This is a genomic window from Streptomyces sp. BBFR25 (genome assembly GCF_044590125.1).
In the GTDB taxonomy this organism is placed as follows: Bacteria; Actinomycetota; Actinomycetes; order Streptomycetales; family Streptomycetaceae; genus Streptomyces; species Streptomyces canus_D.
The window spans coordinates 5,050,852-5,073,739 of record NZ_CP172447.1 but is presented as its reverse complement, the minus strand read 5'-3'; the positions used below and the strand labels follow the sequence as shown (position 1 = coordinate 5,073,739).

The 22,888-nt window shown below is 72.6% G+C and carries 24 protein-coding genes; 6 read left to right on the top strand and 18 right to left on the bottom strand.

Features of this window, described 5'->3' with window-relative positions; genetic code table 11:
- Positions 1-473: 473 nt before the first annotated feature.
- From ACGH52_RS23340 to ACGH52_RS23325, 4 genes are all read right to left on the bottom strand, one after another.
- Entirely contained in the window at positions 474-1,598 is a 1,125-nt protein-coding gene (locus tag ACGH52_RS23340; protein ID WP_052839813.1) for a GuaB3 family IMP dehydrogenase-related protein, read from the bottom strand.
- Between the two features lie 123 nt (positions 1,599-1,721).
- Positions 1,722-3,227, bottom strand: coding sequence for an IMP dehydrogenase (gene guaB / locus ACGH52_RS23335; RefSeq protein ID WP_076975886.1), 1,506 nt, complete (start codon positions 3,225-3,227; stop codon positions 1,722-1,724).
- A gap of 148 nt (positions 3,228-3,375) precedes the next feature.
- Complete coding sequence (locus tag ACGH52_RS23330; RefSeq protein ID WP_019329587.1) at positions 3,376-3,963, bottom strand: sigma-70 family RNA polymerase sigma factor; 588 nt, start codon at positions 3,961-3,963, stop codon at positions 3,376-3,378.
- Between the two features lie 280 nt (positions 3,964-4,243).
- Complete coding sequence (locus tag ACGH52_RS23325; protein ID WP_003948568.1) at positions 4,244-4,855, bottom strand: response regulator transcription factor; 612 nt, start codon at positions 4,853-4,855, stop codon at positions 4,244-4,246.
- 381 nt (positions 4,856-5,236) lie between these two features.
- On the opposite strand from ACGH52_RS23325, the gene ACGH52_RS23320 reads away from it, so the two are divergent.
- A complete protein-coding gene (locus ACGH52_RS23320) occupies positions 5,237-5,575 on the top strand; it encodes a WhiB family transcriptional regulator (protein ID WP_121700967.1) in 339 nt (112 codons plus the stop codon).
- Between the two features lie 67 nt (positions 5,576-5,642).
- Here ACGH52_RS23320 and ACGH52_RS23315 read toward each other — a convergent pair whose 3' ends face one another.
- Positions 5,643-6,563, bottom strand: coding sequence for a LysR family transcriptional regulator (locus tag ACGH52_RS23315; protein WP_059300060.1), 921 nt, complete (start codon positions 6,561-6,563; stop codon positions 5,643-5,645).
- A gap of 96 nt (positions 6,564-6,659) precedes the next feature.
- On the opposite strand from ACGH52_RS23315, the gene ACGH52_RS23310 reads away from it, so the two are divergent.
- The 3 genes from ACGH52_RS23310 to ACGH52_RS23300 all read left to right on the top strand — a co-directional run bounded on the left by ACGH52_RS23310 (position 6,660) and on the right by ACGH52_RS23300 (position 9,598).
- On the top strand, positions 6,660-7,328 hold the full coding sequence (locus tag ACGH52_RS23310) for an MOSC domain-containing protein (protein WP_399942039.1): 669 nt from the start codon (positions 6,660-6,662) through the stop codon (positions 7,326-7,328).
- Positions 7,329-7,382: 54 nt separating this feature from the next.
- Entirely contained in the window at positions 7,383-8,156 is a 774-nt protein-coding gene (locus ACGH52_RS23305) for an SDR family NAD(P)-dependent oxidoreductase (protein WP_399942036.1), read from the top strand.
- A gap of 215 nt (positions 8,157-8,371) precedes the next feature.
- Positions 8,372-9,598, top strand: coding sequence for a hypothetical protein (locus ACGH52_RS23300; protein ID WP_399942034.1), 1,227 nt, complete (start codon positions 8,372-8,374; stop codon positions 9,596-9,598).
- A 194-nt stretch (positions 9,599-9,792) separates the two neighbouring features.
- Here the strand turns inward: ACGH52_RS23300 and groL are convergent, their stop codons facing one another.
- The 4 genes from groL to ACGH52_RS23280 all read right to left on the bottom strand — a co-directional run bounded on the left by groL (position 9,793) and on the right by ACGH52_RS23280 (position 13,873).
- Positions 9,793-11,418: a chaperonin GroEL gene (gene groL / locus ACGH52_RS23295; protein ID WP_059300056.1), complete on the bottom strand. Its 1,626-nt coding sequence runs from the start codon at positions 11,416-11,418 to the stop codon at positions 9,793-9,795.
- Between the two features lie 133 nt (positions 11,419-11,551).
- A complete protein-coding gene (gene groES / locus ACGH52_RS23290) occupies positions 11,552-11,860 on the bottom strand; it encodes a co-chaperone GroES (RefSeq protein ID WP_003974211.1) in 309 nt (102 codons plus the stop codon).
- A 343-nt stretch (positions 11,861-12,203) separates the two neighbouring features.
- Entirely contained in the window at positions 12,204-12,929 is a 726-nt protein-coding gene (locus ACGH52_RS23285) for a polysaccharide deacetylase family protein (protein ID WP_076975882.1), read from the bottom strand.
- A complete protein-coding gene (locus tag ACGH52_RS23280; RefSeq protein ID WP_399942030.1) occupies positions 12,926-13,873 on the bottom strand; it encodes a polysaccharide deacetylase family protein in 948 nt (315 codons plus the stop codon). Before ACGH52_RS23280 ends, ACGH52_RS23285 begins: the two co-directional genes overlap by 4 nt.
- Before the next feature lie 90 nt (positions 13,874-13,963).
- On the opposite strand from ACGH52_RS23280, the gene ACGH52_RS23275 reads away from it, so the two are divergent.
- Positions 13,964-15,154, top strand: coding sequence for a methyltransferase domain-containing protein (locus tag ACGH52_RS23275; RefSeq protein ID WP_399942028.1), 1,191 nt, complete (start codon positions 13,964-13,966; stop codon positions 15,152-15,154).
- 7 nt (positions 15,155-15,161) lie between these two features.
- On the opposite strand, the gene ACGH52_RS23270 is transcribed toward ACGH52_RS23275, so the two are convergent.
- From ACGH52_RS23270 to tsaB, 8 genes are all read right to left on the bottom strand, one after another.
- Positions 15,162-16,418, bottom strand: a complete 1,257-nt coding sequence (locus ACGH52_RS23270) for an RNA polymerase sigma factor (protein ID WP_399942025.1) — start codon at positions 16,416-16,418, stop codon at positions 15,162-15,164.
- Between the two features lie 44 nt (positions 16,419-16,462).
- Positions 16,463-16,819, bottom strand: coding sequence for a YciI family protein (locus tag ACGH52_RS23265; RefSeq protein ID WP_059300051.1), 357 nt, complete (start codon positions 16,817-16,819; stop codon positions 16,463-16,465).
- A gap of 165 nt (positions 16,820-16,984) precedes the next feature.
- Positions 16,985-18,022: an LCP family protein gene (locus tag ACGH52_RS23260; RefSeq protein ID WP_399942022.1), complete on the bottom strand. Its 1,038-nt coding sequence runs from the start codon at positions 18,020-18,022 to the stop codon at positions 16,985-16,987.
- Positions 18,023-18,152: 130 nt separating this feature from the next.
- Positions 18,153-19,205, bottom strand: coding sequence for a LacI family DNA-binding transcriptional regulator (locus ACGH52_RS23255; RefSeq protein WP_121701109.1), 1,053 nt, complete (start codon positions 19,203-19,205; stop codon positions 18,153-18,155).
- A gap of 84 nt (positions 19,206-19,289) precedes the next feature.
- Complete coding sequence (locus ACGH52_RS23250) at positions 19,290-19,586, bottom strand: hypothetical protein (protein ID WP_399942019.1); 297 nt, start codon at positions 19,584-19,586, stop codon at positions 19,290-19,292.
- Positions 19,583-20,704, bottom strand: coding sequence for a tRNA (adenosine(37)-N6)-threonylcarbamoyltransferase complex transferase subunit TsaD (tsaD, locus tag ACGH52_RS23245; RefSeq protein WP_399942016.1), 1,122 nt, complete (start codon positions 20,702-20,704; stop codon positions 19,583-19,585). The genes ACGH52_RS23250 and tsaD overlap by 4 nt, the downstream gene beginning before the upstream one ends.
- Positions 20,697-21,230, bottom strand: coding sequence for a ribosomal protein S18-alanine N-acetyltransferase (gene rimI / locus ACGH52_RS23240; RefSeq protein ID WP_121701111.1), 534 nt, complete (start codon positions 21,228-21,230; stop codon positions 20,697-20,699). Before rimI ends, tsaD begins: the two co-directional genes overlap by 8 nt.
- A complete protein-coding gene (gene tsaB, locus ACGH52_RS23235) occupies positions 21,227-21,880 on the bottom strand; it encodes a tRNA (adenosine(37)-N6)-threonylcarbamoyltransferase complex dimerization subunit type 1 TsaB (protein WP_059300046.1) in 654 nt (217 codons plus the stop codon). Before tsaB ends, rimI begins: the two co-directional genes overlap by 4 nt.
- A gap of 182 nt (positions 21,881-22,062) precedes the next feature.
- Between tsaB and ACGH52_RS23230 the strand changes: the two genes are divergently transcribed.
- A complete protein-coding gene (locus ACGH52_RS23230; RefSeq protein WP_076975873.1) occupies positions 22,063-22,617 on the top strand; it encodes a hypothetical protein in 555 nt (184 codons plus the stop codon).
- 31 nt (positions 22,618-22,648) lie between these two features.
- On the opposite strand, the gene ACGH52_RS23225 is transcribed toward ACGH52_RS23230, so the two are convergent.
- Complete coding sequence (locus ACGH52_RS23225; protein ID WP_059300044.1) at positions 22,649-22,867, bottom strand: hypothetical protein; 219 nt, start codon at positions 22,865-22,867, stop codon at positions 22,649-22,651.
- Between the last annotated feature and the right edge of the window lie 21 nt (positions 22,868-22,888).

The window sequence follows — 22,888 nt, the reverse complement described above, 5'->3', positions numbered from 1 at the left end:
AGCAGGTGGAGCCCACCGCAGTGGGCCTGCGGCAGGCTCCAGAGAAGTGAACGGAGTGTCCACCCCTACTTCTCTTAGGGGTGGCCGCTCACTTCCCGTGAATCCGCAGGATCCACCTCCTCCGGAACTTCACCATCCGCAGACGGATCCGGTCCCAGCGGGTGGGCTTGCGGTGACGGCCCATGGCGCGCCCCCTTCCACGATGCCGCCCATATCCCGGTGAGGCGGTCCGTCTGGAATTCGGGCCGGGCCCTGAGGAGCGGGGTCCGGAACGGTTCCTTGGATGGGGGCGCCCCAGAGAACTGGGTCGCCGAGCAGGGACATTACCGATCCGGCACGGCCCTCCCCTGCGTATTCGCCCCGAACCCCACCGCACGCCCCCGCGCCGCGTCTCGCGCCCCCTCAAGAGCCCCGAGCACGCGAAAGGGGCCGGTCACCCATCAGGTGACCGGCCCCTTCACATGCCGTGGGGACTACCGCCGGTGCTGCGAGTCCGCGACCGTCACCTCGACGCGCTGGAACTCCTTCAGCTCGCTGTAGCCGGTGGTGGCCATGGCGCGGCGCAGGGCGCCGAAGAAGTTCATCGAGCCGTCGGGGTTGCGGGACGGGCCGGTGAGGATCTCCTCGATGGTGCCGACCGTGCCGAGGTCGACCTTCTTGCCGCGCGGCAGTTCCTCGTTGACGGCCTCCATGCCCCAGTGGTTGCCCTTGCCCGGCGCGTCGGTCGCGCGGGCCAGTGGGGAGCCCATCATCACGGAGTCCGCGCCGCAGGCGATCGCCTTGGGCAGGTCGCCGGACCAGCCGACGCCGCCGTCGGCGATGACGTGCACGTACCGGCCGCCGGACTCGTCCATGTAGTCCCGGCGGGCCGCCGCCACGTCCGCGACCGCAGTGGCCATGGGCACCTGGATGCCCAGCACGTTGCGCGTGGTGTGGGCCGCGCCGCCGCCGAAGCCGACGAGGACGCCCGCGGCGCCGGTGCGCATCAGGTGCAGGGCGGCGGTGTAGGTGGCGCAGCCGCCGACGATCACCGGGACGTCCAGCTCGTAGATGAACTGCTTCAGGTTCAGCGGCTCGTGCGAGCCGGAGACGTGCTCCGCGGAGACGGTGGTGCCGCGGATGACGAAGATGTCGACGCCCGCGTCCACGACGGCCTTGGAGAACTGGGCGGTGCGCTGCGGGGAGAGCGCGGCTGCGGTGACCACGCCCGAGTCGCGCACCTCCTTGATGCGCTGCCCGATCAGCTCCTCCTTGATGGGGGCGGCGTAGATCTCCTGGAGGCGGCGGGTCGCGTTGTCGGTGTCCAGCTCCGCGATCTCGTCGAGCAGCGGCTGCGGGTCCTCGTGCCGGGTCCAGAGCCCTTCCAGGTTGAGGACGCCGAGGCCGCCCAGCTCACCGATGCGGATCGCGGTGGCCGGGGAGACGACCGAGTCCATGGGAGCGGCCAGGAACGGCAGCTCGAAGCGGTAGGCGTCGATCTGCCAGGCGATCGAGACCTCCTTCGGGTCCCGCGTACGGCGGCTGGGGACGACGGCGATGTCGTCGAAGGCGTACGCCCGGCGGCCGCGCTTGCCGCGCCCGATCTCGATCTCAGTCACGTCTGTGGCCTTTCCCTGATGCGTTGCAGCGCCTTCCAGTATCCCCGACGGACCCGCCGGGGCACCGCTGAGGGCGGCCCCGGATGCTCCGGAGCCGCCCTCGGGAGGCTGCTGCCTGGGTGCTTACTTGCTGCGGCTGTAGTTCGGCGCCTCGACCGTCATCTGGATGTCGTGCGGGTGGCTCTCCTTGAGGCCCGCCGAGGTGATCCGGACGAAGCGGCCCTTGGACTCCATCTCCTCGATGGTGGCGGCGCCCACGTAGCCCATGGTCTGGCGCAGACCGCCGACGAGCTGGTGCAGGACGTTGGCGAGCGGGCCCCGGTAGGGGACCTGGCCCTCGATGCCCTCGGGCACGAGCTTGTCGTCGGAGGCGACCTCGGCCTGGAAGTACCGGTCCTTCGAGTACGACCGGCCCTGGCCGCGGGACTGCATGGCGCCCAGCGAGCCCATGCCGCGGTACGACTTGAACTGCTTGCCGTTGATGAACTGCAGCTCGCCCGGCGACTCCTCGCAGCCCGCCAGCAGGCTGCCCAGCATCACGGTGTCGGCGCCGGCGGCCAGCGCTTTGCCGATGTCGCCGGAGTACTGGAGGCCGCCGTCGCCGATCAGGGGCACCCCGGCGGCGCGGGCGGCGAGGGAGGCCTCGTAGATCGCGGTGACCTGCGGGACGCCGATGCCGGCGACCACGCGGGTGGTGCAGATGGAACCGGGGCCGACGCCGACCTTGATGCCGTCCACACCCGCGTCGATCAGGGCCTGGGCCCCGTCACGGGTGGCGACGTTGCCGCCGACGACGTCGACGCCGACGCTCGACTTGATCTTCGACATCCAGCTCAGCGCGTTGCTGTTGTGGCCGTGCGAGGTGTCGACGACGAGGAAGTCCACCCCGGCCTCGGCGAGGGCCTGGGCGCGGTCGAGCGCCTCGGGGCTGGCACCCACGGCGGCGCCGACCAGCAGGCGGCCCTTCCCGTCCTTCGCGGCGTGCGGGTACTGCTCGGCTTTCACGAAGTCCTTGACCGTGATCAGGCCCTTGAGGACGCCGTCGCCGTCGACCAGCGGAAGCTTCTCGATCTTGTGGCGGCGCAGCAGCTCCATGGCGTCCACGCCGGAGATGCCGACCTGGCCGGTGACCAGCGGCATCGGCGTCATGACCTCGCGCACCTGCCGGGTGCGGTCGGTCTCGAAGGCCATGTCGCGGTTGGTGACGATGCCGAGCAGCTTGCCCGCGCCGTCGGTGACCGGGACACCGCTGATGCGGAACTTGGCGCACAGGGCGTCGGCCTCGCCAAGGGTGGCGTCCGGGTGGATGGTGATGGGGTTGGCCACCATGCCCGACTCGGAGCGCTTCACCAGGTCGACCTGGTTGGCCTGGTCCTCGATGGACAGGTTGCGGTGCAGGACGCCGACGCCGCCCTGGCGGGCCATGGAGATGGCCATCCGGGACTCGGTCACCTTGTCCATGGCCGCGGAGAGCAGCGGGATGTTGACCCGCACGTTGCGGGAGATGCGGGACGAGGTGTCGACCGCGTTCGGAAGCACCGCGGAGGCGCCCGGCAGCAGCAGCACGTCGTCGTAGGTCAGCCCGAGTGTCGCGAATTTCTCGGGCACTCCGTCGACGTTGGCAGTCATGACACCTTCCCCAAATGGCCTTGATCGGTGCGGATGTCCATGCTAACGGGAAGTGGACGTGGGTCATTCCACGATCAAGGAAGCGTGCGACCTTCGTGCTTTTGTACGAGCCGGTCCGGCGCACGGCACGCTGCGCGAACCGCCCGAACTACTGCTCCGCCAGCGCCCGCAGCCGGCTCAGCGCCCGGTGCTGGGCGACCCGGACCGCCCCTGGTGACATTCCCAACATCTGTCCGGTCTCCTCGGCCGTGAGTCCGACCGCGATGCGCAGCAGGAGCAGCTCGCGCTGGTTCTCCGGCAGGTTGGCCAGCAGTTTCTTGGCCCAGGCGGCGTCGCTGTTGAGCAGCGCCCGCTCCTCGGGGCCCAGCGAGTCGTCCGGCCGCTCGGGCATCTCGTCGGACGGGACGGCCGTCGAGCCGGGGTGGCGCATCGCGGCGCGCTGGAGGTCGGCGACCTTGTGGGCGGCGATGGCGAAGACGAACGCCTCGAAGGGGCGTCCTGTGTCCTTGTAGCGGGGCAGCGCGAGCAGGACCGCGACGCAGACCTCCTGGGCGAGGTCCTCGACGAAGTGCCGGGCGTCGCCGGGCAGCCGGGACAGCCGCGTACGGCAGTAGCGCAGCGCCAAGGGGTGGACATGGGCGAGCAGGTCGTGCGTGGCCTGCTCGTCCCCGTCTACGGCGCGGTGGACGAGTCCACCGACCGTCCCCTGATCAGGGGCCGCCTCGTCGTCACGCATCGGTCCATGGTGCCTTGCGGCCGTCCGATCCGTGGCTCCGTGCCCGTTGTTGTGCACCGAAGCGTTATGAGCAGGTGCGCCGGAACTCATCCCCTGCGCCCTCCCCTTCCGCTCGAACGACTCGTCCCCGAGGAACTCCACACCTCAAGGATGCGTCATCCGCGGCGAAACGAGCAGCGCGCATCCGGCGGGTCGCCTTGTCACCCCCGCTCACCTCGCGATAAGCGGGGATCGTCACCTCCCCGACCGGCCTCGTCGGCCTCCACCGCACGGGGTGCTCCTAGCGGACCAGGCCCCACCGGAACCCAAGCGCCACCGCGTGCGCCCGGTCCGAGGCGCCGAGCTTCTTGAAGAGCCGACGGGCGTGGGTCTTGACGGTGTCCTCGGAGAGGAACAGCTCACGTCCGATCTCGGCGTTGGAACGGCCGTGGCTCATGCCCTCGAGCACCTGGATCTCCCGCGCGGTGAGCGTGGGCGCGGCACCCATCTCGGCCGAGCGCAGCCGGCGCGGGGCGAGCCGCCAGGTCGGGTCGGCGAGGGCCTGGGTGACGGTGGCGCGCAGCTCGGCGCGCGAGGCGTCCTTGTGCAGGTAGCCACGGGCACCGGCGGCGACCGCGAGGGCCACGCCGTCCAGGTCCTCGGCGACGGTGAGCATGATGATGCGCGCGCCGGGGTCGGCGGACAGCAGCCGCCGGACGGTCTCGACACCGCCCAGACCGGGCATGCGCACGTCCATCAGAATCAGGTCCGAGCGGTCGGCTCCCCAGCGGCGGAGGACTTCCTCGCCGTTGGCGGCCGTCGTCACGCGCTCGACGCCGGGCACGGTCGCGACCGCGCGGCGGAGCGCCTCTCGGGCAAGCGGGGAGTCGTCGCAGACGAGGACGGAAGTCATGGCCGTCCTCCGCAGCTGATGCGCGTCACGTTGAGCCTCCAGGCTGGTACGAAATCGTCACCTGTGCGGTCGACCGTCCCGGACGCCCGCCCGAGCACTTGTTCCTTCAACCGCCTCCGCACTCTCAACGATGGTCACTCGAAAGAGTTACGGGGCTGTGTGTCGTCTTCGGCACTCTACGTGAGGGGGCGGGCACGCAGCAGACACGCGCGGGGGACCCGCGCCGTTTCCTCACATGCGGTGCCCCATTTAGCCGCTTTTCTTCCGCTTCGGCGGTGTCTGCGACTAGATTCGCAATGAGTCATATTTTCATCTCCTTAGATCGTAGTTGTACGGTCGTGGACACCGTATCCACCCAGAACGGCTACAAGGGGTCACGCAATGGCAGATTTCTCCCGCCTTCCCGGACCGAACGCGGATCTGTGGGACTGGCAGCTCCTGGCTGCGTGCCGCGGGGTGGACAGCTCGCTCTTCTTCCATCCGGAAGGCGAGCGCGGTGCGGCACGGAGTGCTCGCGAGAACTCGGCCAAGGAGGTCTGCATGAGGTGCCCGGTCCGCGCCGAGTGCGCGGCGCACGCGCTGGCTGTGCGCGAACCGTACGGCGTGTGGGGCGGACTGACCGAGGACGAGCGCGAAGAACTGATGGGACGGGCCCGCAACCGCCTGGTGGCGGCCACGGCATCGGCGTCGGCCGACGGGGAGGCGGCCGCACCTCACTGAAGGAACGTTTCTCTGGACGTACGCGACGACGGGCCCCTCAAGGACCCCGCAGGGCCCCCCGACGCGGTCAGCGCGCCGCCGGCTGGCGCGCGCCCGCCCGGGCCAGCTCGTCCAGCGTGGCCGCCACGGCCGGCACCTGCGCCAGGTCGGGCAGCGTGAGCGCGACGATCTCCCGCCGCACGGCCGGCTCCAGCGCGACCGTGCGCACTCCCCGGGGCCGTACGGACTCGACGGCGAGCTGGGGCAGGACGGCCACGCCCAGGCCCGCGCCGACCAGGCCGACCACCGCCGGGTAGTCGTCGGTCGCGAAGTCGATGCGGGGGGTGAATCCGGCCCCCTCGCACACCTCGACCAGTTGGCCGCGACAGCGCGGGCAGCCCGCGATCCAGGACTCCCGGGCCAGCTCGCCGATGGCCACGGACCCGACCCCTTCCGTACGGGCGAGCCGGTGCTCCTCGGGAACCAGCGCCACCAGCCGGTCGCTCAGCAGCGGCCGTACGGCCAGGTCGTCCCACTCCTCGGCGCCGGCCGCGCCCTCGTAGCGGAAGGCGAGCGCCACGTCGCAGTCCCCCTCGCGCAGCAGCTCGACGGACTTCGGCGGCTCGGCCTCCTCCAGGGAGACCCGGGTGCCGGGGTGCGCGGCGCGCAGCGCGGCCAGCGCGGTCGGTACGAGGGTGGAGCTGCCGCTGGGGAAGGAGACCAGCCGGACCCGCCCGGCGCGCAGCCCGGCGATCGCGGCGACCTCCTCCTCGGCCGCCGTCAGCCCGGCGATGATCCCGGCGGCGTGCCGCACCAGCGCCTCTCCGGCCTGGGTCAGCCGCATCTCGCGCCCGGTGCGCACCAGCAGCGGAGTGCCGACGGACGACTCCAGGGCCTTCATCTGCTGGCTGACGGCGGGCTGGGTGCAGCCCAGCTCGCGCGCCGCGGCGGAGAAGGAACCGGTGGATGCCACGGCGCGCAGCACGCGGAGATGACGAGCCTCGATCACACCCCCGAGGATAAGCGACCCTTTGACCGGACGCCGAATAATGCGTCGCCGCTTTGACCGCGCATGCCCTACCGTTCTCGCATGCACCTTCCCGCCATGAGGCTTCTGTCCGTCAACCTGGGACGCGCGAAGGCGGTGCCGTACACGGACCAGCCCGAGGGCGTCACCGGCATCGACAAGCGGCCGGCCGACGGCCCCGTGCGGGTCGCGGCGCCCGGAACGGAGTGGGCCGGGGCGAGCGGCCTGGCCGGTGACACCGTCTGCGACGCGCGGCACCACGGCGGGGACGACCAGGCGGTGTACGCGATGACGCGCGAGGACCTGGACGCCTGGGAGCGGGAGCTGGGCCGCGAGCTGCCGAACGGCTCGTTCGGCGAGAACCTCACCACCACCGGCCTGGACCTCGCCGGCGCCCTGATCGGCGAGCGCTGGCGGGTCGGCCCCGAGCTGCTCCTGGAGGTGACGTCCGGCCGCATCCCCTGCCGCACCTTCCAGGGCCACCTGGGTGAACCGCGCTGGGTGAAGCGCTTCACGGAGAAGGGCGCGCCGGGTGCCTACTTCCGGGTCATCGAACCCGGTGAGATCCGTGCGGGCGACCCGGTGCGGATCGTGCACCGGCCCGCCCACGAGGTGACGGTCGCGCTGCAGTTCCGCGCGGTGACCACCCAGCGGGAGCTGCTTCCCCGGCTGCTCGCGGCGGGCGACGCGCTGCACGCGGAGGCGCTGGCGTCGGCGCGGAAGTACGTGGCGCAGTACGGCGGCTGAGCGGGGCGGACGCGCTCGGTCCGCACCCGTGATCGCGCGCCCTAACCTTGCGCCATGACAACGGCATTGATTACGGGATCGACGGCGGGCCTCGGCGCCGCGTTCGCGCGTCGGCTGGCGGCCGACGGGCACGACCTGGTGCTGGTGGCCCGGGACACCAAGCGCCTGCGCGAACAGGCCACCGAACTGCACGACCGGCACGGCATCGAGGCCGAGGTGCTGACGGCGGACCTGTCGACGGACGCCGGCATCGACGCGGTGGCCGCCCGGCTGGGGGACCGCCGGAGCCCCGTCGATCTGCTGGTCAACAACGCCGGTTTCGGCAACAAGGGCCGTTTCCTCGACGTGCCCATGGCCGACGAGCTGACCATGCTCAAGGTGCACTGCGAGGCGGTGCTCCGGCTGACCTCGGCGGCGGTGGAGCCGATGCGGGAGCGGGGCCGCGGCGGCGTCGTCAACGTGGCCTCCGTCGCCGCCTTCGTCCCGCGCGGCACCTACGGCGCCTCCAAGGCGTGGGTCGTGCAGTTCACCCAGGGCGTGGCGAAGGACCTGGCCGGCAGCGGCGTACGTCTGATGGCCCTGGCCCCCGGCTTCGTGCGCACCGAGTTCCACGAGCGCGCCGGCATGGGCACGGACAACATCCCGAACTGGATGTGGCTCGACGCGGACAACGTCGTCGCCGCCGCCCTCGCGGACCTCTCCCGCGGAAAGACCCTGTCGATCCCCGACCCCCGCTACAAGACCCTGATGGGCGCGGCGAAGCTGGTACCGCGGGGGCTGCTCGGCGGACTCACGTCGCGCACGGGGCGGAAGTACGGGCCGCAGTAGGGGTGGGAGCCGCCGTCGCCGCTCGTCCCCTCGGCGCGAGTCCCGCTCGGCACGGGGCTCCCTTCGGCATCGGCGGCGTGATCGGCGGTGGCGTCACCCGACCGTGTGATCCAGCCCGGTCCGCCCCGAACCGTGTGCCGGTGCGGCGTAGCGTCGGGTGGCTGCGGCCGTGGTGTGCGGGAGGCCGCGGGTCGGCGAGGGAAAGGGCGGAGCGGGTGAGCGCGGGCACGGGTGACCGGGGCGAGCTGTTCGTCGACGGCACCGGCGGAGGGCGTCGAACGGACGGGGGGACGGCGGGGGGCACGCGGCGGGCGGCTGCCGCCGGGGCGGACGGGAGGCCGGTGGACGGCGGAGCGGCGGTGCTGTTCTCCGACGGCGCGCCCGCGCCCTCGCACTCCCCGGGCGCCACGGCGCTGCCACGGGCCCGTACCGCCCCGTCGCGCGGAGGACCCCGGCGGGAGCGGAAGTCGTGGCAGCGGGTCGCGCAGCGGATCGTGCCGGACGACCTGCAGCCGGACGTCCTGCGGCTCGAACTCGTCGACCTCGGGGACGCGTTCCGCGCCTACCAGCGGCGTCGCGAACCCGACCTGGCCGTCCTGGCCGAACTGCACGACCGCAAGGCCCGTGCCTTCGCCGCGTGGGCCGCCGTCACCGGCGACGCCTCCCTGCGCGAGGAGGCACAGCGGGCGGAGGCGGCCGCGCGCACCACCCGCGAGATGGACGCGAACCGCCACGGGGTCGCCGTGGACGGGAGCGGGGCGGTGGTCGAACGGCTGCTGACCCGGGGGCAGGGCGCCCACGCCCGTGTCGTGCTGGAGCACGTCGGGGCCCACGCCCCGCTCCCCGGGGCCGACGCCCGGCTCGCGGTGCTCATGCTCACCCTGCGGGCCGCGCGCGCCGGTACCGGGAACGTCACCGGGCAGGACTTCGGCGGCTGGCTGCAGGACGACTCCGAGCGGGTGCTCCAGCAGCTGGTCGACGTCGGCTGGCTGCGGCTGCCGGAGACGGTCACCGTCGCCGAGGCGCTGGACGCGCGGCCCGAGCAGCCCGCCCAGGTCACGGTTCCCACGCTGCTGCCCGGCGGGGCCCGCCCGTTCCTCTTCGGCAAGGTCACCCGGGCGCGGCTCTCGGGGTGGGCGCAGAAGGTGGTGGGCGACCGGAAGCTCCGGAAGAAGAAGGCCGGTGCCGCCGCGAGGCTCCTCGCCGTGTACACCGCGGCGCACAGCCGTCCCGACGGGCTCCTCGCAGACGCCGGCGAGGACGGCGACGGCCTCGCGCTGGACAGGGTCGCCGCGTTCTGCGCCGTGCGGCCCGAGGACGTCACCGAGCACGTCGGACTGCTGGTCGCCGCCGGCTGGCTCGCGGAGGAGGCCGACACCGCCGGGGGGCGGCTGCGGGGGCGGCTCACCGAACGGGTACTGCCGCTGAGCGGACTGCTGTGACGGCTCCTCGCTGAGGGCGTCAACGGAATCGCCCCCAAGGGGCGCGGGGAACTGCGCGAGCAACTCCCACGGCGCCGCACCCGGCACGGAACCCGCCGGGGCAGACGCGAAGCCGCCACCCCGGAAAAGCGAACGGTGCCCGGCCCCCCGCAGGGGACCGGGCACCGTTCGCTCAGCTCAGCTCAGCGCAGCGCTCAGTGGGAGTGGCCGTGGCCGTGGCCCGCGGCCGCCGGCTCTTCCTCTTCCTTCTTCTCGACGACCAGGGTCTCGGTCGTCAGCAGGAGGGAGGCGATGGAGGCGGCGTTCTCCAGGGCGGAGCGGGTGACCTTCACCGGGTCGATGACGCCGGCCTTGACCAGGTCGCCGTACTCGCCGGTGGCGGCGTTGAAGCCCTGGCCCTTGTCCAGCTCGGCGACCTTGGAAGTGATGACGTAGCCCTCCAGGCCGGCGTTCTCGGCGATCCAGCGCAGCGGCTCGACGGCGGCGCGGCGGACGACCGCGACACCGGTGGCCTCGTCGCCGGTCTTGCCGAGGTTGCCCTCCAGCACCTTGACGGCGTGGACCAGCGCGGAGCCACCACCGGAGACGATGCCCTCCTCGACCGCGGCGCGGGTCGCGGAGATGGCGTCCTCCAGACGGTGCTTGCGCTCCTTCAGCTCCACCTCGGTGGCGGCGCCGACCTTGATCACGCACACGCCGCCGGCCAGCTTCGCGAGGCGCTCCTGGAGCTTCTCGCGGTCCCAGTCGGAGTCCGTGGACTCGATCTCGGCCTTGATCTGGTTGATGCGGCCCTCGACCTCGTCGCGCTTGCCGGCACCGTCGACGATGGTGGTGTCGTCCTTGGTGACGGTGATGCGGCGGGCGGTGCCGAGCACGTCCAGGCCGACCTGGTCGAGCTTGAGGCCGACCTCCTCGGAGATGACCGTGGCGCCGGTGAGGACGGCCATGTCCTGCAGCATCGCCTTGCGGCGGTCGCCGAAGCCCGGGGCCTTCACCGCGACGGCGTTGAAGGTGCCGCGGATCTTGTTGACGACGAGGGTGGAGAGCGCCTCGCCCTCCAGGTCCTCGGCGATGATCAGCAGCGGCTTGGAGGCGTTGGCCTGGATGACCTTCTCCAGCAGCGGCAGCAGGTCCGCGATGGAGGAGATCTTGCCCTGGTTGATCAGGATGTACGGGTCGTCGAGGACGGCCTCCATGCGCTCCTGGTCCGTCACGAAGTACGGCGACAGGTAGCCCTTGTCGAAGGCCATGCCCTCGGTGAAGTCCAGCTCCAGACCGAAGGTGTTGGACTCCTCGACGGTGATGACACCGTCCTTGCCGACCTTGTCCATCGCCTCGGCGATCAGCTCGCCGACCTGCTGGTCCTGGGCGGACAGCGCGGCCACGGCGGCGATGTCGGACTTCTCGTCGATCGGGCGGGCGGTGGCGAGAAGGTCTTCCGACACGGCGGCGACGGCCGCGTCGATGCCCTTCTTCAGCAGCGCCGGGGAGGCACCCGCGGCGACGTTCTTCAGGCCCTCGCGCACGAGCGCCTGGGCCAGCACGGTGGCGGTGGTGGTGCCGTCACCCGCGATGTCGTTGGTCTTGGTCGCCACCTCCTTCACCAGCTGGGCGCCGAGGTTCTCGTACGGGTCCTCGATCTCGACCTCGCGGGCGATGGTGACGCCGTCGTTGGTGATGGTGGGGGCGCCGAACTTCTTGTCGATGACGACGTTGCGGCCCTTGGGGCCGATCGTCACCTTCACGGTGTCGGCGAGCTTGTTGACGCCGCGCTCGAGGGCGCGACGGGCGTCCTCGTCGAACTTCAGGATCTTCGCCATGGGAGCGTGAGCCCTCTTCCGGAAATCTTGGGGTTATACGGCAACTGCGCCCCCGACGCCCGGCTTTTTATGGTCGCGGGAGCCAGGGGCGCAGCTGGAAAGCAGGGTGCTTCGGTGAAGTGAAGCGCTACTTCTACTTCTCGACGATCGCGAGCACGTCGCGGGCCGAGAGGACGAGGTACTCCTCGCCGTTGTACTTCACCTCGGTGCCGCCGTACTTGCTGTAGAGCACGACGTCGCCGACGCTGACGTCGAGCGGAAGACGGTTGCCGTCCTCGAAGCGGCCCGGGCCCACGGCCAGGACGACGCCCTCCTGGGGCTTCTCCTTGGCGGTGTCCGGAATGACCAGGCCCGAAGCCGTGGTCTGCTCGGCGTCGAGCGGCTGGACCACGATGCGGTCCTCGAGCGGCTTGATGGCAACCTTGGAGCTGGTGGTCGTCACGATCCGACCTCCCCCTTCGGAGATCTCACGGGGTTAACTGTCTGAGGTGGCGACCAGGTGGATCCGTCGTCGCGGGTGCCGGACCTGCCCGTCGCGTAGTTGGCACTCTCCAGTGGGGAGTGCCAGTGCCGAGACTATGACTGCGATTAGCACTCGGTCAAGCGGAGTGCCAATGCCGGCGGCGCGTCGGCGGGGTTTTGGTGTGAACGCCGGTTTGTGAAGGCACCCTGCGTGGGTGTGGGCGTCGCCGGGGGCGGCCGCCCCCAGGCCCCCGCTTCGGCCCTGAACGGGCCTTGTCCTCAAACGCGGGACGGGCTGAGTGATGCCGGTCGGCGTCAAGAGGTCAGGCGTAGTCCTCCAGGTTGCCCACCCTCAGCCCCTGCTCCTCGATCGTCCTCAGCAGACGTTCCGTGCGGGCCGTCAGGTGCGTGGCCGTCGGGTGGTCCGGGTCGACGGCGATGATGTCGCCGGGGTGGAGGCGGTGGTCGCCGCGCGTGTAGGTGAGGGCGCCCTCGGCGTCGAGGGTGGCGCGCCACAGGACGAGGGCCGTGATGCCGCAGTCGGCGGCGGCGCGCAGGGTCGTGGTGTCGTACGTGCCGTGCGGCGGGCGGAAGAGGTGGGCGCGGACGCCGAAGCGGGACCTGAGCTTGGTCTGCTGGCCGCAGATCTCGGCGCGCTGCCCGGCGTAGGGCAGGCCGCGCAGGGAGCGGTGGTCGAGGGTGTGGTTCTGCAGGCTCGCGCCGAACGGGCGCAGCCGGGCGAGGTCGCCGTAGGCCGGACCGGCGACCGTGTCGGTGAGGAACAGGGTGACCGGAAGGCGCCGTTCGCGGACCAGGCCGGTGAAGGCGGGGTCGCGTTCGGCGCTGTCGTCGTAGGTGAGGAAGACGACCGGGTCGTCGGTGCGGACGTGGTCCACGACCGGCGGCAGCCGCCCCTGGTCGGCGCCCTGGGCGGGGTCCCCGGCCACCGCCGCGTGTTCGGCCGGAGAGGCGAGCCGGTCGCAGGCGGCGAGCGGGAGCAGCAGGGCGGCCAGGGCGGCGCAAGCCGGGCGGAACCGCCCTCGCCTCACAGGTAGTCCTCCAGGCGGGCCACCGCGTATCCCTCGGCGGTGATCCGGTCCAGGAAGCGGCGGGCCATGTCGGTCATCGTGCCGTCCCAGTCGTCGGTGCCCCGGAAGTGGGTGAGGACGATGTCGCCGGGGTGCAGGTCCTGGTCCCACTCGCGGTACTCCCAGTGGTCGACGAACACCTCCTCGCTCCAGATCGGGGCGTACTCGATGCCGCAGGACTTGGCGGCGCGCAGGGTGTCGCGGTCGTAGTTGCCGAAGGGCGGGCGGAAGAGGACGGGGCGCTTGCCGTAGCGCTTCTCCATCACGTCCTGCATGCCGCAGATCTCGTGCTTCTGCTCCTCGTAGGAGAGCGCGGGGAGGTAGGGGTGGCTCAGGGTGTGGTTGTTGAGGGTGACGCCGCGGGCCTGCATCTTCTTGAAGTAGCCGTAGTCGTCCTTGATCTCCTCGTCGGTGAGGAAGACGGTGTACGGGATCTTCAACTCGCTCATCATCCTCAGGAACGCCGGGTCCTTCTCGGCGCCGTCGTCGATGGTGAGGAAGACGATCTTCTCCTTGGTGGGGACGGTGGTGAAGACCGGCGGGAGGTCGTCCGACTCCTGGCCGTCGACCTCGAAGCCCTCGCGGGCCTTGATCTCCGGCTTCTTCGCGGGGGGCGCGGGCGCCGTCAGCGGGACCCTCCTGAGGTCCCAGCGCTTGGCCGCGGCGACCAGGGCGGCCCGGGCCTCGCGCGCCTTGGCCGCGCCGTCCACCGCGCGGGCCGGGGGCGCCTGGCCGCCGGGGGCGCCCCGCACCCCCTGGTCGTCGCCCTGCGCGCAGCCGGCGGCGAGGGCGGCGACGGCGAGGACGGCGGTGGCGGTCGCCGCGCGCCCGCGGAGTGCGGCACGAGAGACCCGGGACACGCGACGCGACGCCCGACTTTTGTCATTTTGTACGACTACTCGCATAGTGCCGGATCCTCGCAGTCCCCGGCCGCCGGACCCGGCCCGACACCGCGCCGGAGGCACACCATCCACCGACTGGCCCACAATGAGTCGGTGAACGACCTGGACTCCCTCCTCGCCCTGCTGGCCCCCGAAGGCCGCGCGCTCCTCGACGAGGTGCGCGACACCGACCCCGCACGGGAGTTGGCGGTCGCGACCCGGCTGCGGCGCACGCACCCCGCCGAGCTGGTGTCGGCGGCGCTCGGGCAGGCGCGGCTGCGGCAGCGCGCGGTGGCGAAGTTCGGGGCCGAGGACGCCGGACGGATGCTCTTCACGCCCAACGGGGTCGAGCAGTCGACGCGGGCGAGTGTGGCGGCGTACCGGGCGGAGTGCCTGCGGGCGCTCGGGGTGCGGTCCGTCGCCGACCTGTGCTGCGGGATCGGCGGCGACGCGATCGCGTTCGCCCGGGCCGGGATCCGGGTGCTCGCCGTCGACCGTGACCCGGTCACCGCCGCGGCGGCCCGCGCCAACGCCGACGCGCTGGGGCTCGGCGACCTGGTCGAGGTGCGCGAGGCCGATGTGACGGAGGTGGATACGGCCGGATACGACGCCGTGTTCGTCGACCCCGCCCGGCGCTCCTCCAAACGCGGCCGCATCTTCGATCCGGAGGCCTACTCCCCGCCCCTGTCCTGGGCCGTGTCCGCCGCGCTCGGGGCACCGCTCGGCCTGCTGAAGATCGCGCCCGGCATTCCGCACGAGGCGATCCCGCCGGAGGCGACGGCCGAGTGGGTCTCGGACAGCGGGGACGTCAAGGAGGCGATGCTGTGGTTCGGCCCGGACGTGACGCCGGGGGCGCGGCGGGCGACGCTGCTGCCCGCCGGAGCGGGGATCTACGTGACGCCCGCGACCATGCTCCCGGACCCCGAGGTCCGGCCGGTCGGGAGGTACCTGTACGAGCCGGACGGTGCCGTCATCCGCGCCCACCTGGTCGCCGAGGTGGCCGACGACCTGGACGGCGGGCTGATCGACCCGACCATCGCCTACGTCACCGCCGACGAACGGCACAGCACGCCGTACGCCACCGCCTACGAGATCACCGACCGGATGCCGTTCAACGTCAAGAAGCTGAAGGCGCTGCTGCGGGAGCGCGGGGTCGGCACGCTGACCGTGAAGAAGCGGGGCTCGGCGGTCGAGCCGGAGGAGCTGCGGAGGAAGGTCAAACCGCAGGGACCGAACGCCGCGACCGTGTTCCTGACCCGGGTCGCGGGGGCGCCGACGATGCTGATCGGGCATCCGGCGGGTTAGCCGGGCGTCAGTCGGCCGCCTCGCGGGCCCGGCGCAGCAGGAGGGCGCGTTCGCGTGCGTTGCGGGTCAGGGACGCGGCGCGTTCGAACTCCGTGCGGGCCTCGGCCGAGCGGTCCAGGCGGAGCAGCAGGTCGCCGCGGACGCTGGGGAGCAGGTGGTAGTCGCGCAGGGCGGGTTCGGCGGCGAGGGCGTCGACCAGGGCCAGGGCGGGGGCGGGGCCCTCGGCCATGGAAACGGCGACCGCGCGGTTGAGTTCGACGACCGGGGACGGCGCGCGGACCGCGAGCAGGCCGTAAAGGGTGGCGATGCGGGACCAGTCGGTCTCCTCGTACGTGTAGGCCGTCGCGTGACAGGCGGCGATCGCGGCCTGGAGGACGTACGGGCCCGGGGCGCCGGATGCGCCGGTGGCGCGGGCGTGGTCGAGGGCGGTGATGCCGCGGGTGATGAGCAGGCGGTGCCAGCGGTGGCGGTTCTGGTCCTTCAGCAGCACCGGCTCGCCGTCGGGGCCGGTGCGGGCGGCGGTGCGCGAGGACTGGAACTCCAGCAGCGCCGTCAGACCGTGGACCTCGGGTTCCTTCGGCATCAGGGCGGACAGCACGCGGGCCAGGCGCAGGGCGTCCTCGCACAGGGCGGGGCGCAGCCAGTCGTCGCCCGCGGTGGCCGCGTAGCCCTCGTTGAAGATCAGGTAGATGACCTCCAGGACCGAGCCGAGGCGGGCCGCGCGGTCGGGGCCGTACGGCACCTCGAAGGCGATGTTCTTCCTGGCCAGGGTGCGTTTGGCGCGCACGATGCGCTGGGCGACCGTCGGTTCGGGGACGAGGCGGGCGCGGGCGATCTCCGAGGCGGTCAGGCCGCCGAGCAGACGGAGGGTGAGGGCGATGCGGGCCTCGGCGGAGAGCACCGGGTGGCAGGCGGTGAAGACCAGCCGCAGCAGGTCGTCGTCGATGTCCTCGGGATCGGCGGGCTCCTCGGGCGGGGGCGCCGAGGCGGGCAGGTCCCGGCCGATCTCCGCGAGCTTGCGGGCGTAGGTCTCCCGGCGCCGGATCAGGTCGACGGCGCGGCGGCGGGCAGTGGTCATGAGCCAGGCGCCCGGGTTGTCGGGCACGCCGTCCCGGGGCCACTGCTCCAGGGCAGCCACCAGGGCGTCCTGGGTGAGTTCCTCGGCGATGCCGACGTCCCGGACGAGCCGGGCCACGCCGGCGATGACGCGGGGCGACTCCAGCCGGAAGACGGTTTCGAGGGCGGCGGTGGGCTGCGGTTCCACAGCCCACCATGCAACACCCTCGGGACCGCGGAGCAAAGCGGAACTCAGCCCTCCATCAGCTCCCGCACCTCACAGGTCACCGTCCAGTACTCCTCGTGCACCTTCAGGAAGCGCTTGGTCCACTCGATCGCCTCGGCCCGGTCCTTGGCCTGGAGGAGGGAGTAGCCGCCGATGACCTCCTTGGTCTCGGTGAAGGGCCCGTCCGTCACGGTGACCTGTCCGCCCTCGTAGTGGACGCGGGTGCCCTGGGACGTGGGCGTCAGCCCGGCCGTGTCGAGCAGGACGCCCGCCTTGGTCATCTCCTCCATCAGCTTCTCCATCCGCTGGATCAGCTCGGGGCTGGGGCCGCCGGACAGGGCGTCGGACTCCTCGATGCGGATCAGCGACAGGTAGCGGGGCATGGTGGCTCCTCGGGTTCGGGGTGATCCGGCGGCCGGGGTCTCTCCCCGGCCTCTCACCCCTTGCGTCGAGCGGGAGAGCCGCGGATCGACACCCGCGGCGAGATTCCCCCGGAATTTCCCCGAAATTCCCCCGGAAGGTTTCCCGGGAACTTCCCCGGCAACTTCTCAGCGCAGCGATTCCCACAGGTCAGCGGCGTCCGGCTGGTCGGCCACCACCCGGTTGGGGTCGGAGGGCGCGGGCAGCACCGGCATCGTCAGCGTGCGTACGTCGTCCGCGTCGAGGTCCCCGAGGCTGCGGCCCAGGCTCGTCAGCTCGCCCAGCGAGTCCAGGCCGGTGTCGGTGGTGAGGCTGCCGGTGAGGGCGTCGGCGACCTGGTAGAGGCGTGCGGGGTCGGTGAGCAGGTCGGTGGCGGAGATCTGCTCGAGCAGCGCCTTGACGAGCTTGTGCTGGAGCTCTATCCGGGCGAGGTCGCTGCCGCCCGCCAGCCCGTACCGGGTGCGGGCCAGGCCGAGCGCCTCGGTGCCGTCGAGGTGGTGGGTGCCGGCCTCCAGGTGCAGGTGGCTCTTGTCGTCGTCGATGTCCTCGTCCGTGGTGACGGTGACCCCGCCGAGCGCGTCGACCAGGTCGGCGAAGCCGGAGAAGTCCACCTCGACGTAGTGGTCCATGCGCACGCCGGTGAGCGCCTCGACGGTCTTGACGGCGCAGACCGGGCCGCCCAGTTCGTAGGCGGTGTTGAACATCGCGCTGCTCGCCGCCCTGGTCGTACCGCCGGACGGCAGCGGGCAGGAGGGCCGCTCGACGAGCGTGTCGCGCGGGATGCTGACGACGGTGGCGGCGGTGCGGCCCGCGTCCAGGTGGACGACCATCGCCGTGTCCGAGCGGGCGCCCCCGCTGTCGCCGCCGCCGAGTTCCCGGTTCTCCTCGCCGCTGCGCGAGTCGGAGCCGAGGACGAGGAGGTTCAGGGCGCCGGTGGGCACCGGGGCCCCGGAGGGCGAGGCGGAGGGGGCGGTGACCGGCCGCGCGGGACGGTCGTCCCCGAGCGCGCTGTTGATGTCGACGCTTTTGATGTTGCCGTTGAGGTGCCAGTAGGCCCAGCCCGCCGCTCCGGCGCCCAGCAGCAGGGAGCCGGTCAGGGCCAGGCCGGCCACCTTCAGCCCTTTGCGGCGGCCGCTCCGGCCGTCCTGTCCGCCCCGTGCCGCCATGCGCCAGCCCCCGCCCCGCCCGTCCCGTTCGCGTCCCCACCCGGATGCCCCGCCGGAAGGAACATAAGTCCGAATTATTGAAACTGGAACAGGTGGGCCGGGCTTCTGCGGAAATTCTCAGACTGGCGGCTTATCCCTCCCGGGGCGGTGCCGTACTGCTGCGCACCTCCAGGCTGGTGGCCAGCTCCACGCGGGTCGCCGTCGAGGAGCCGTCGTCCCGCCCGAGGTCCAGGACGAGCCGGGCCGCCGCCTCGGCCATCTCCATCAGCGGCTGCCGTACGGTCGTCAGCGGCGGCCCCACCCAGCGGGCCACCGGCAGGTCGTCGAACCCGACCACGCTCAGGTCGTGCGGGATGCGCAGCCCCAGTTCGCGCGCGGCCTCGTACAGTCCGAGCGCCTGGAGGTCGTTGCCGGCGAAGACGGCGGTCGGCCGGTCCGGGCGGCGCAGCAGTTCCAGGCCCTGCCGGTACCCGGCCTCGTGGTGGAAGTCGCCGGTCACGATCAGACCGGGGTCGACCGGCAGCCCCGCCGTCTCCAGGGCCGCCCGGTAGCCGTCGACGCGGGCGCGGCTGCACATCATGCGGGTGGGTCCGCTGATGGCGCCGATGCGGGTGTGGCCGAGGTCGACCAGGTGCCGGGTGGCCGCGAGACCGCCCTGCCAGTTGGTGGCGCCGATGGACGGCACGTCGGCGCCCGGGTCGCCGGCCGGGTCCATCACCACGAACGGGATGGAGCGGCTGGTGAGCAGCGCCCGCTGGGACTCGTCGAGGCCGGACAGGACGAGGATCACGCCGTGCGGTCGGCGGGCGGCGACCTGGTCGGCCCAGGTCCGGCCGGGGGTGAGGCGGCCCGCGCTCTCGGAGAGCACGACGCTGAGCCCGGCGTCCCTGGCCACGTTCTCCACGCCGCGGATGACCTCCATCGCCCAGGCGCTCTCCAGCTCGTGGAAGACCAGGTCGATCAGGGGCGAGCGGGTCGACTCGGCCCGCCTGCGCCGGTAGCCGTGGACGCGGAGCAGTTCCTCGACGCGGGCCCTGGTCGAGGGGGCGACGTCGGCGCGGCCGTTGAGCACCTTCGAAACAGTCGGCGCCGACACACCGGCCTCACGCGCGATCTCGGCGAGGGTCGCGGTCTGGGCGGACCGCTTTCGCGTCCGGGTTTCAGCGGGCTGCGGGGATGTCATGGCGGCGATCGTAACCCCATGAGGCCACCGGACGAAGAGGTCGGCGGACCGGCTCTCATCGGAACATTCGACGACGACGCCGAATCATTCGCCCCGTTCGTCGTCCCGGTCGTCGCCCCGGTCTTCGTCGCCCTCGGCCGACTCGAACCGCCAACGGTGCACCGCCCGCGCCACCAGACCGTCCTCCGGTTCGGGCAGCTCCGGGAGTTCGGCGTCGTACGCGGCGTCCCACCAGGTGATGACGAGGACGCGGTCCTGCGGGGCGCGCAGGGTCTCCCGGCGCAGCGGCCGCAGCGGCAGCTCCTGGTGCCGCGCCCAGGCCAGCAGCTCTCCGCCCCGGCCGGGCACGGCCCGCGCCTCCCACATCAGCGCGACGGTCACGAGTACAGGTTCTCCTTGCTCACTTCGTGGACGTGATCGTGGCCGTGGTGGCCGTGCGTGTGGCCCTGTCCCGGCACGTGCGGGTCGGTGACCGGTAGGGAGGAGTCGGCCGAGAGGTCCCAGTCGGAGGCTGCCCGGTTGCGGGCGACCATCTCGGCGCCGAGCGCGGCGACCATCGCGCCGTTGTCCGTGCACAGCTTGGGACGCGGCACCCGCAGCCGGATGCCGGCCGCCTCGCAGCGCTCCTGGGCCAGCGCCCGCAGCCGGGAGTTGGCGGCCACACCGCCGCCGATCATCAGGTGGTCGACGCCCTCGTCCTTGCAGGCCCGCACGGCCTTGCGGGTCAGCACGTCCACGACCGCCTCCTGGAAGGAGGCCGACACGTCGCGCACCGGCACCTCTTCCCCCGCCGCCCGCTTCGCCTCGATCCAGCGGGCCACGGCCGTCTTGAGACCGGAGAAGGAGAAGTCGTACGCCGGGTCGCGCGGGCCGGTCAGACCGCGCGGGAAGGCGATGGCGTCCGGGTTGCCCTCGCGCGCGTACCGGTCGATGACCGGGCCGCCGGGGAAGCCCAGGTTCAGCACGCGGGCGATCTTGTCGAAGGCCTCGCCGGCCGCGTCGTCGATGGTGGCGCCCAGCGGGCGGACGTCGGAGGTGATGTCCGTGGACAGGAGCAGGGAGGAGTGTCCGCCGGAGACCAGCAGGGCCATCGTCGGCTCGGGCAGCGCGCCGTGTTCGAGCTGGTCGACGCAGATGTGCGAGGCGAGGTGGTTGACGCCGTACAGCGGCTTGCCCAGCGCGTAGGCGTACGCCTTCGCCGCCGAGACGCCGACCAGCAGGGCGCCCGCGAGGCCGGGCCCGGCGGTGACGGCGATGCCGTCGAGGTCGCGGGCGCTCACCCCCGCCTCCTTGAGGGCGCGGTCGATGGTGGGGACCATCGCCTCCAGGTGGGCGCGGCTCGCCACCTCCGGCACGACGCCGCCGAAGCGGGCGTGCTCGTCGACGCTGGAGGCGACGGCGTCGGCCAGCAGGGTGGTGCCGCGCACGACACCGACGCCGGTCTCGTCGCAGGAGGTCTCGATCCCCAGCACGAGAGGCTCGTCGCGTGAGTCAGCCATGGTTCTCGGTTCCTCGTTCGGTTCCCGGTACGGAGGTGGACGGGTCGGTCAGGCGCATCACCAGGGCGTCCACGTTCCCCGGCTGGTAGTAGCCGCGTCTGAAGCCGATGGCCTCGAAGCCGAAGCGCTCGTACAGCCGCTGGGCGCGGGTGTTGTCCACCCGGCACTCGAGGAGCACCTCGGTGCACTCGAAGTCGGTCGCCGCGCGGAGCAGTTCGGTCAGCAGCCGCGCCCCGAGGCCGGTGCCCCAGTGGTCGCGGGCGACGGCGATGGTCTGCACGTCGGCCTGCTCCCCGGAGGTGACCAGGCCCGCGTAGCCGACGACGTGGCCGTCCTCCTCGGCGACGAGGTAGCGCCGGGTCGCCCCGGGCCCGCGCGCGTGCGCCAGCTCGGACCAGAACATCCCGCGCGACCAGGCGTCCTCCGGGAACAGCTCCCGCTCCATGCGCAGTACGGGGTCGATGTCCCACCAGCGCATCTCGCGCAGTGCGGCGGAGGCGGACTCGGCAGTGGCTGGCTCGGTCACTTCGGGGTGACCACCTTGTAGTTCTTGGGGACCTGGGCGTCGGGCCGGCGCAGGTACAGCGGCCGGGGCGCGGGCAGCTCCTGGCCCGCCGCCAGCTTCTCGGCGGCCAGCCGGGCCAGGGCGGCGGCGGACACGTGCTCCGGCTCGTGCGCCCGGGGAAAGGTGTCCGGGTACAGCAGCGCGCCCGCGCCGACGGCCGGGAGCCCGGCCACCTGGTCCGCGATGTCGGCGGGCCGGTCGACGGCCGGGTCGGTGAGCCGGGTGCGGGAGTCGGCGTACCGCGCCCAGTAGACCTCTTTGCGGCGGGCGTCGGTGGCCACCACGAAGGGGCCCTCCAGGTCGGCGGCGAAGGCTAGGCCGTCCAGCGTGCACACACCGTGCACGGGCACGCCGAGCGCGAGCCCGAACGCGTCCGCGGTCATCAGGCCGACGCGCAGCCCCGTGTACGGGCCGGGGCCGGTGCCGGCGACGATGCCGGTGACGGCGTCGAGCCGCAGGCCGGCCTCGGCGAGCACCCGGTCGACGGCGGGCAGCAGCAGCTCACCGTGCCGACGGGCGTCGACCTGGCTCGACGAGGCGATGACGTCCGTACCGTCGTGCAGCGCGACGGTGACGGCGGGCGTGGCGGTATCCAGAGCGAGCAAGAGCACGCAAACAGCCTACGGCGCCGCGGGCCCGGCGTCGGACGCCCTGTGGACAACCCCGGGGGCGCTCGACCGGCACCCCCCGGTCACTCCGTGTCGCGCACCGCGTTCACCCGCTCACGTACTGCTACCGTCGCCCGGAACGGGACGACGCGGGACGCACGAGTACGACGACGAGGTGGTCGCCAGTGGCAAGCAGCAGCGCCGGTATCGTCACCGGCCTCACGGCGGCGGCCCTCGTGGCCCTCGGCGTCCTCGCCCACCAGGCGTCCGTCAGCGCCCCGGACGACCTCGGCCGGACCGGCGCGACCGTCAGCCCCGCCCCGGGCGCCGCCAAGGCGCCGCGCGACAAGCGGCATCCCGACGCCCTGCCCGCGGGCTCCGGGACGGGTGAACGGGTGGTGTACTCGGTGGACGACGACCGCGTCTGGCTGGTCGGCCCGGGGAACAAGGTGCGGCGCACCTTCGAGGTCACGCCCAGCACGGTCGACCCGGCGCCGGGCGCCTACACGGTCACCTCCCGGTCCAACCGGATCACCGGGTCCGACGGCATCCCGGTCGAGCACGTGGTGCGCTTCGCCGGTGCCCAGGGCGTGGCCATCGGGTTCAGCGCGGCGGTCGACGGCTCGACGGCCGCGCCCGACCCGGACCGGCCCACCGGCGGCATCCGCGAGTCACGCGCGGACGGCGACGCGATGTGGAAGTTCGCGACGATCGGGCGGCCGGTCGTCGTCGTCCCCTGACGGCCCGCGGACCCGCGGCTCCCGCCGGGCGTCAGGCGGCCTCGCGGTGGTCGCGGTGGCCCCGGTCGTCGTGGTGGCCCCGCCGGTCGCCGCCCGGTCGGTGCGCCTCGGGTTCGGGGGCGCGGGGCGGCGTCGAGACCGCCGTCGCGGCGGCGCAGGAGGCGAGCAGGTCACGCATCGACACCCCGGTGGGCGCGGACGGCCGGGGCCTCGGGCGGCCCTGCGGCTGGGCCTGGGACGTGGACGACATGGGCGCCTCCTGAAGCTCGGG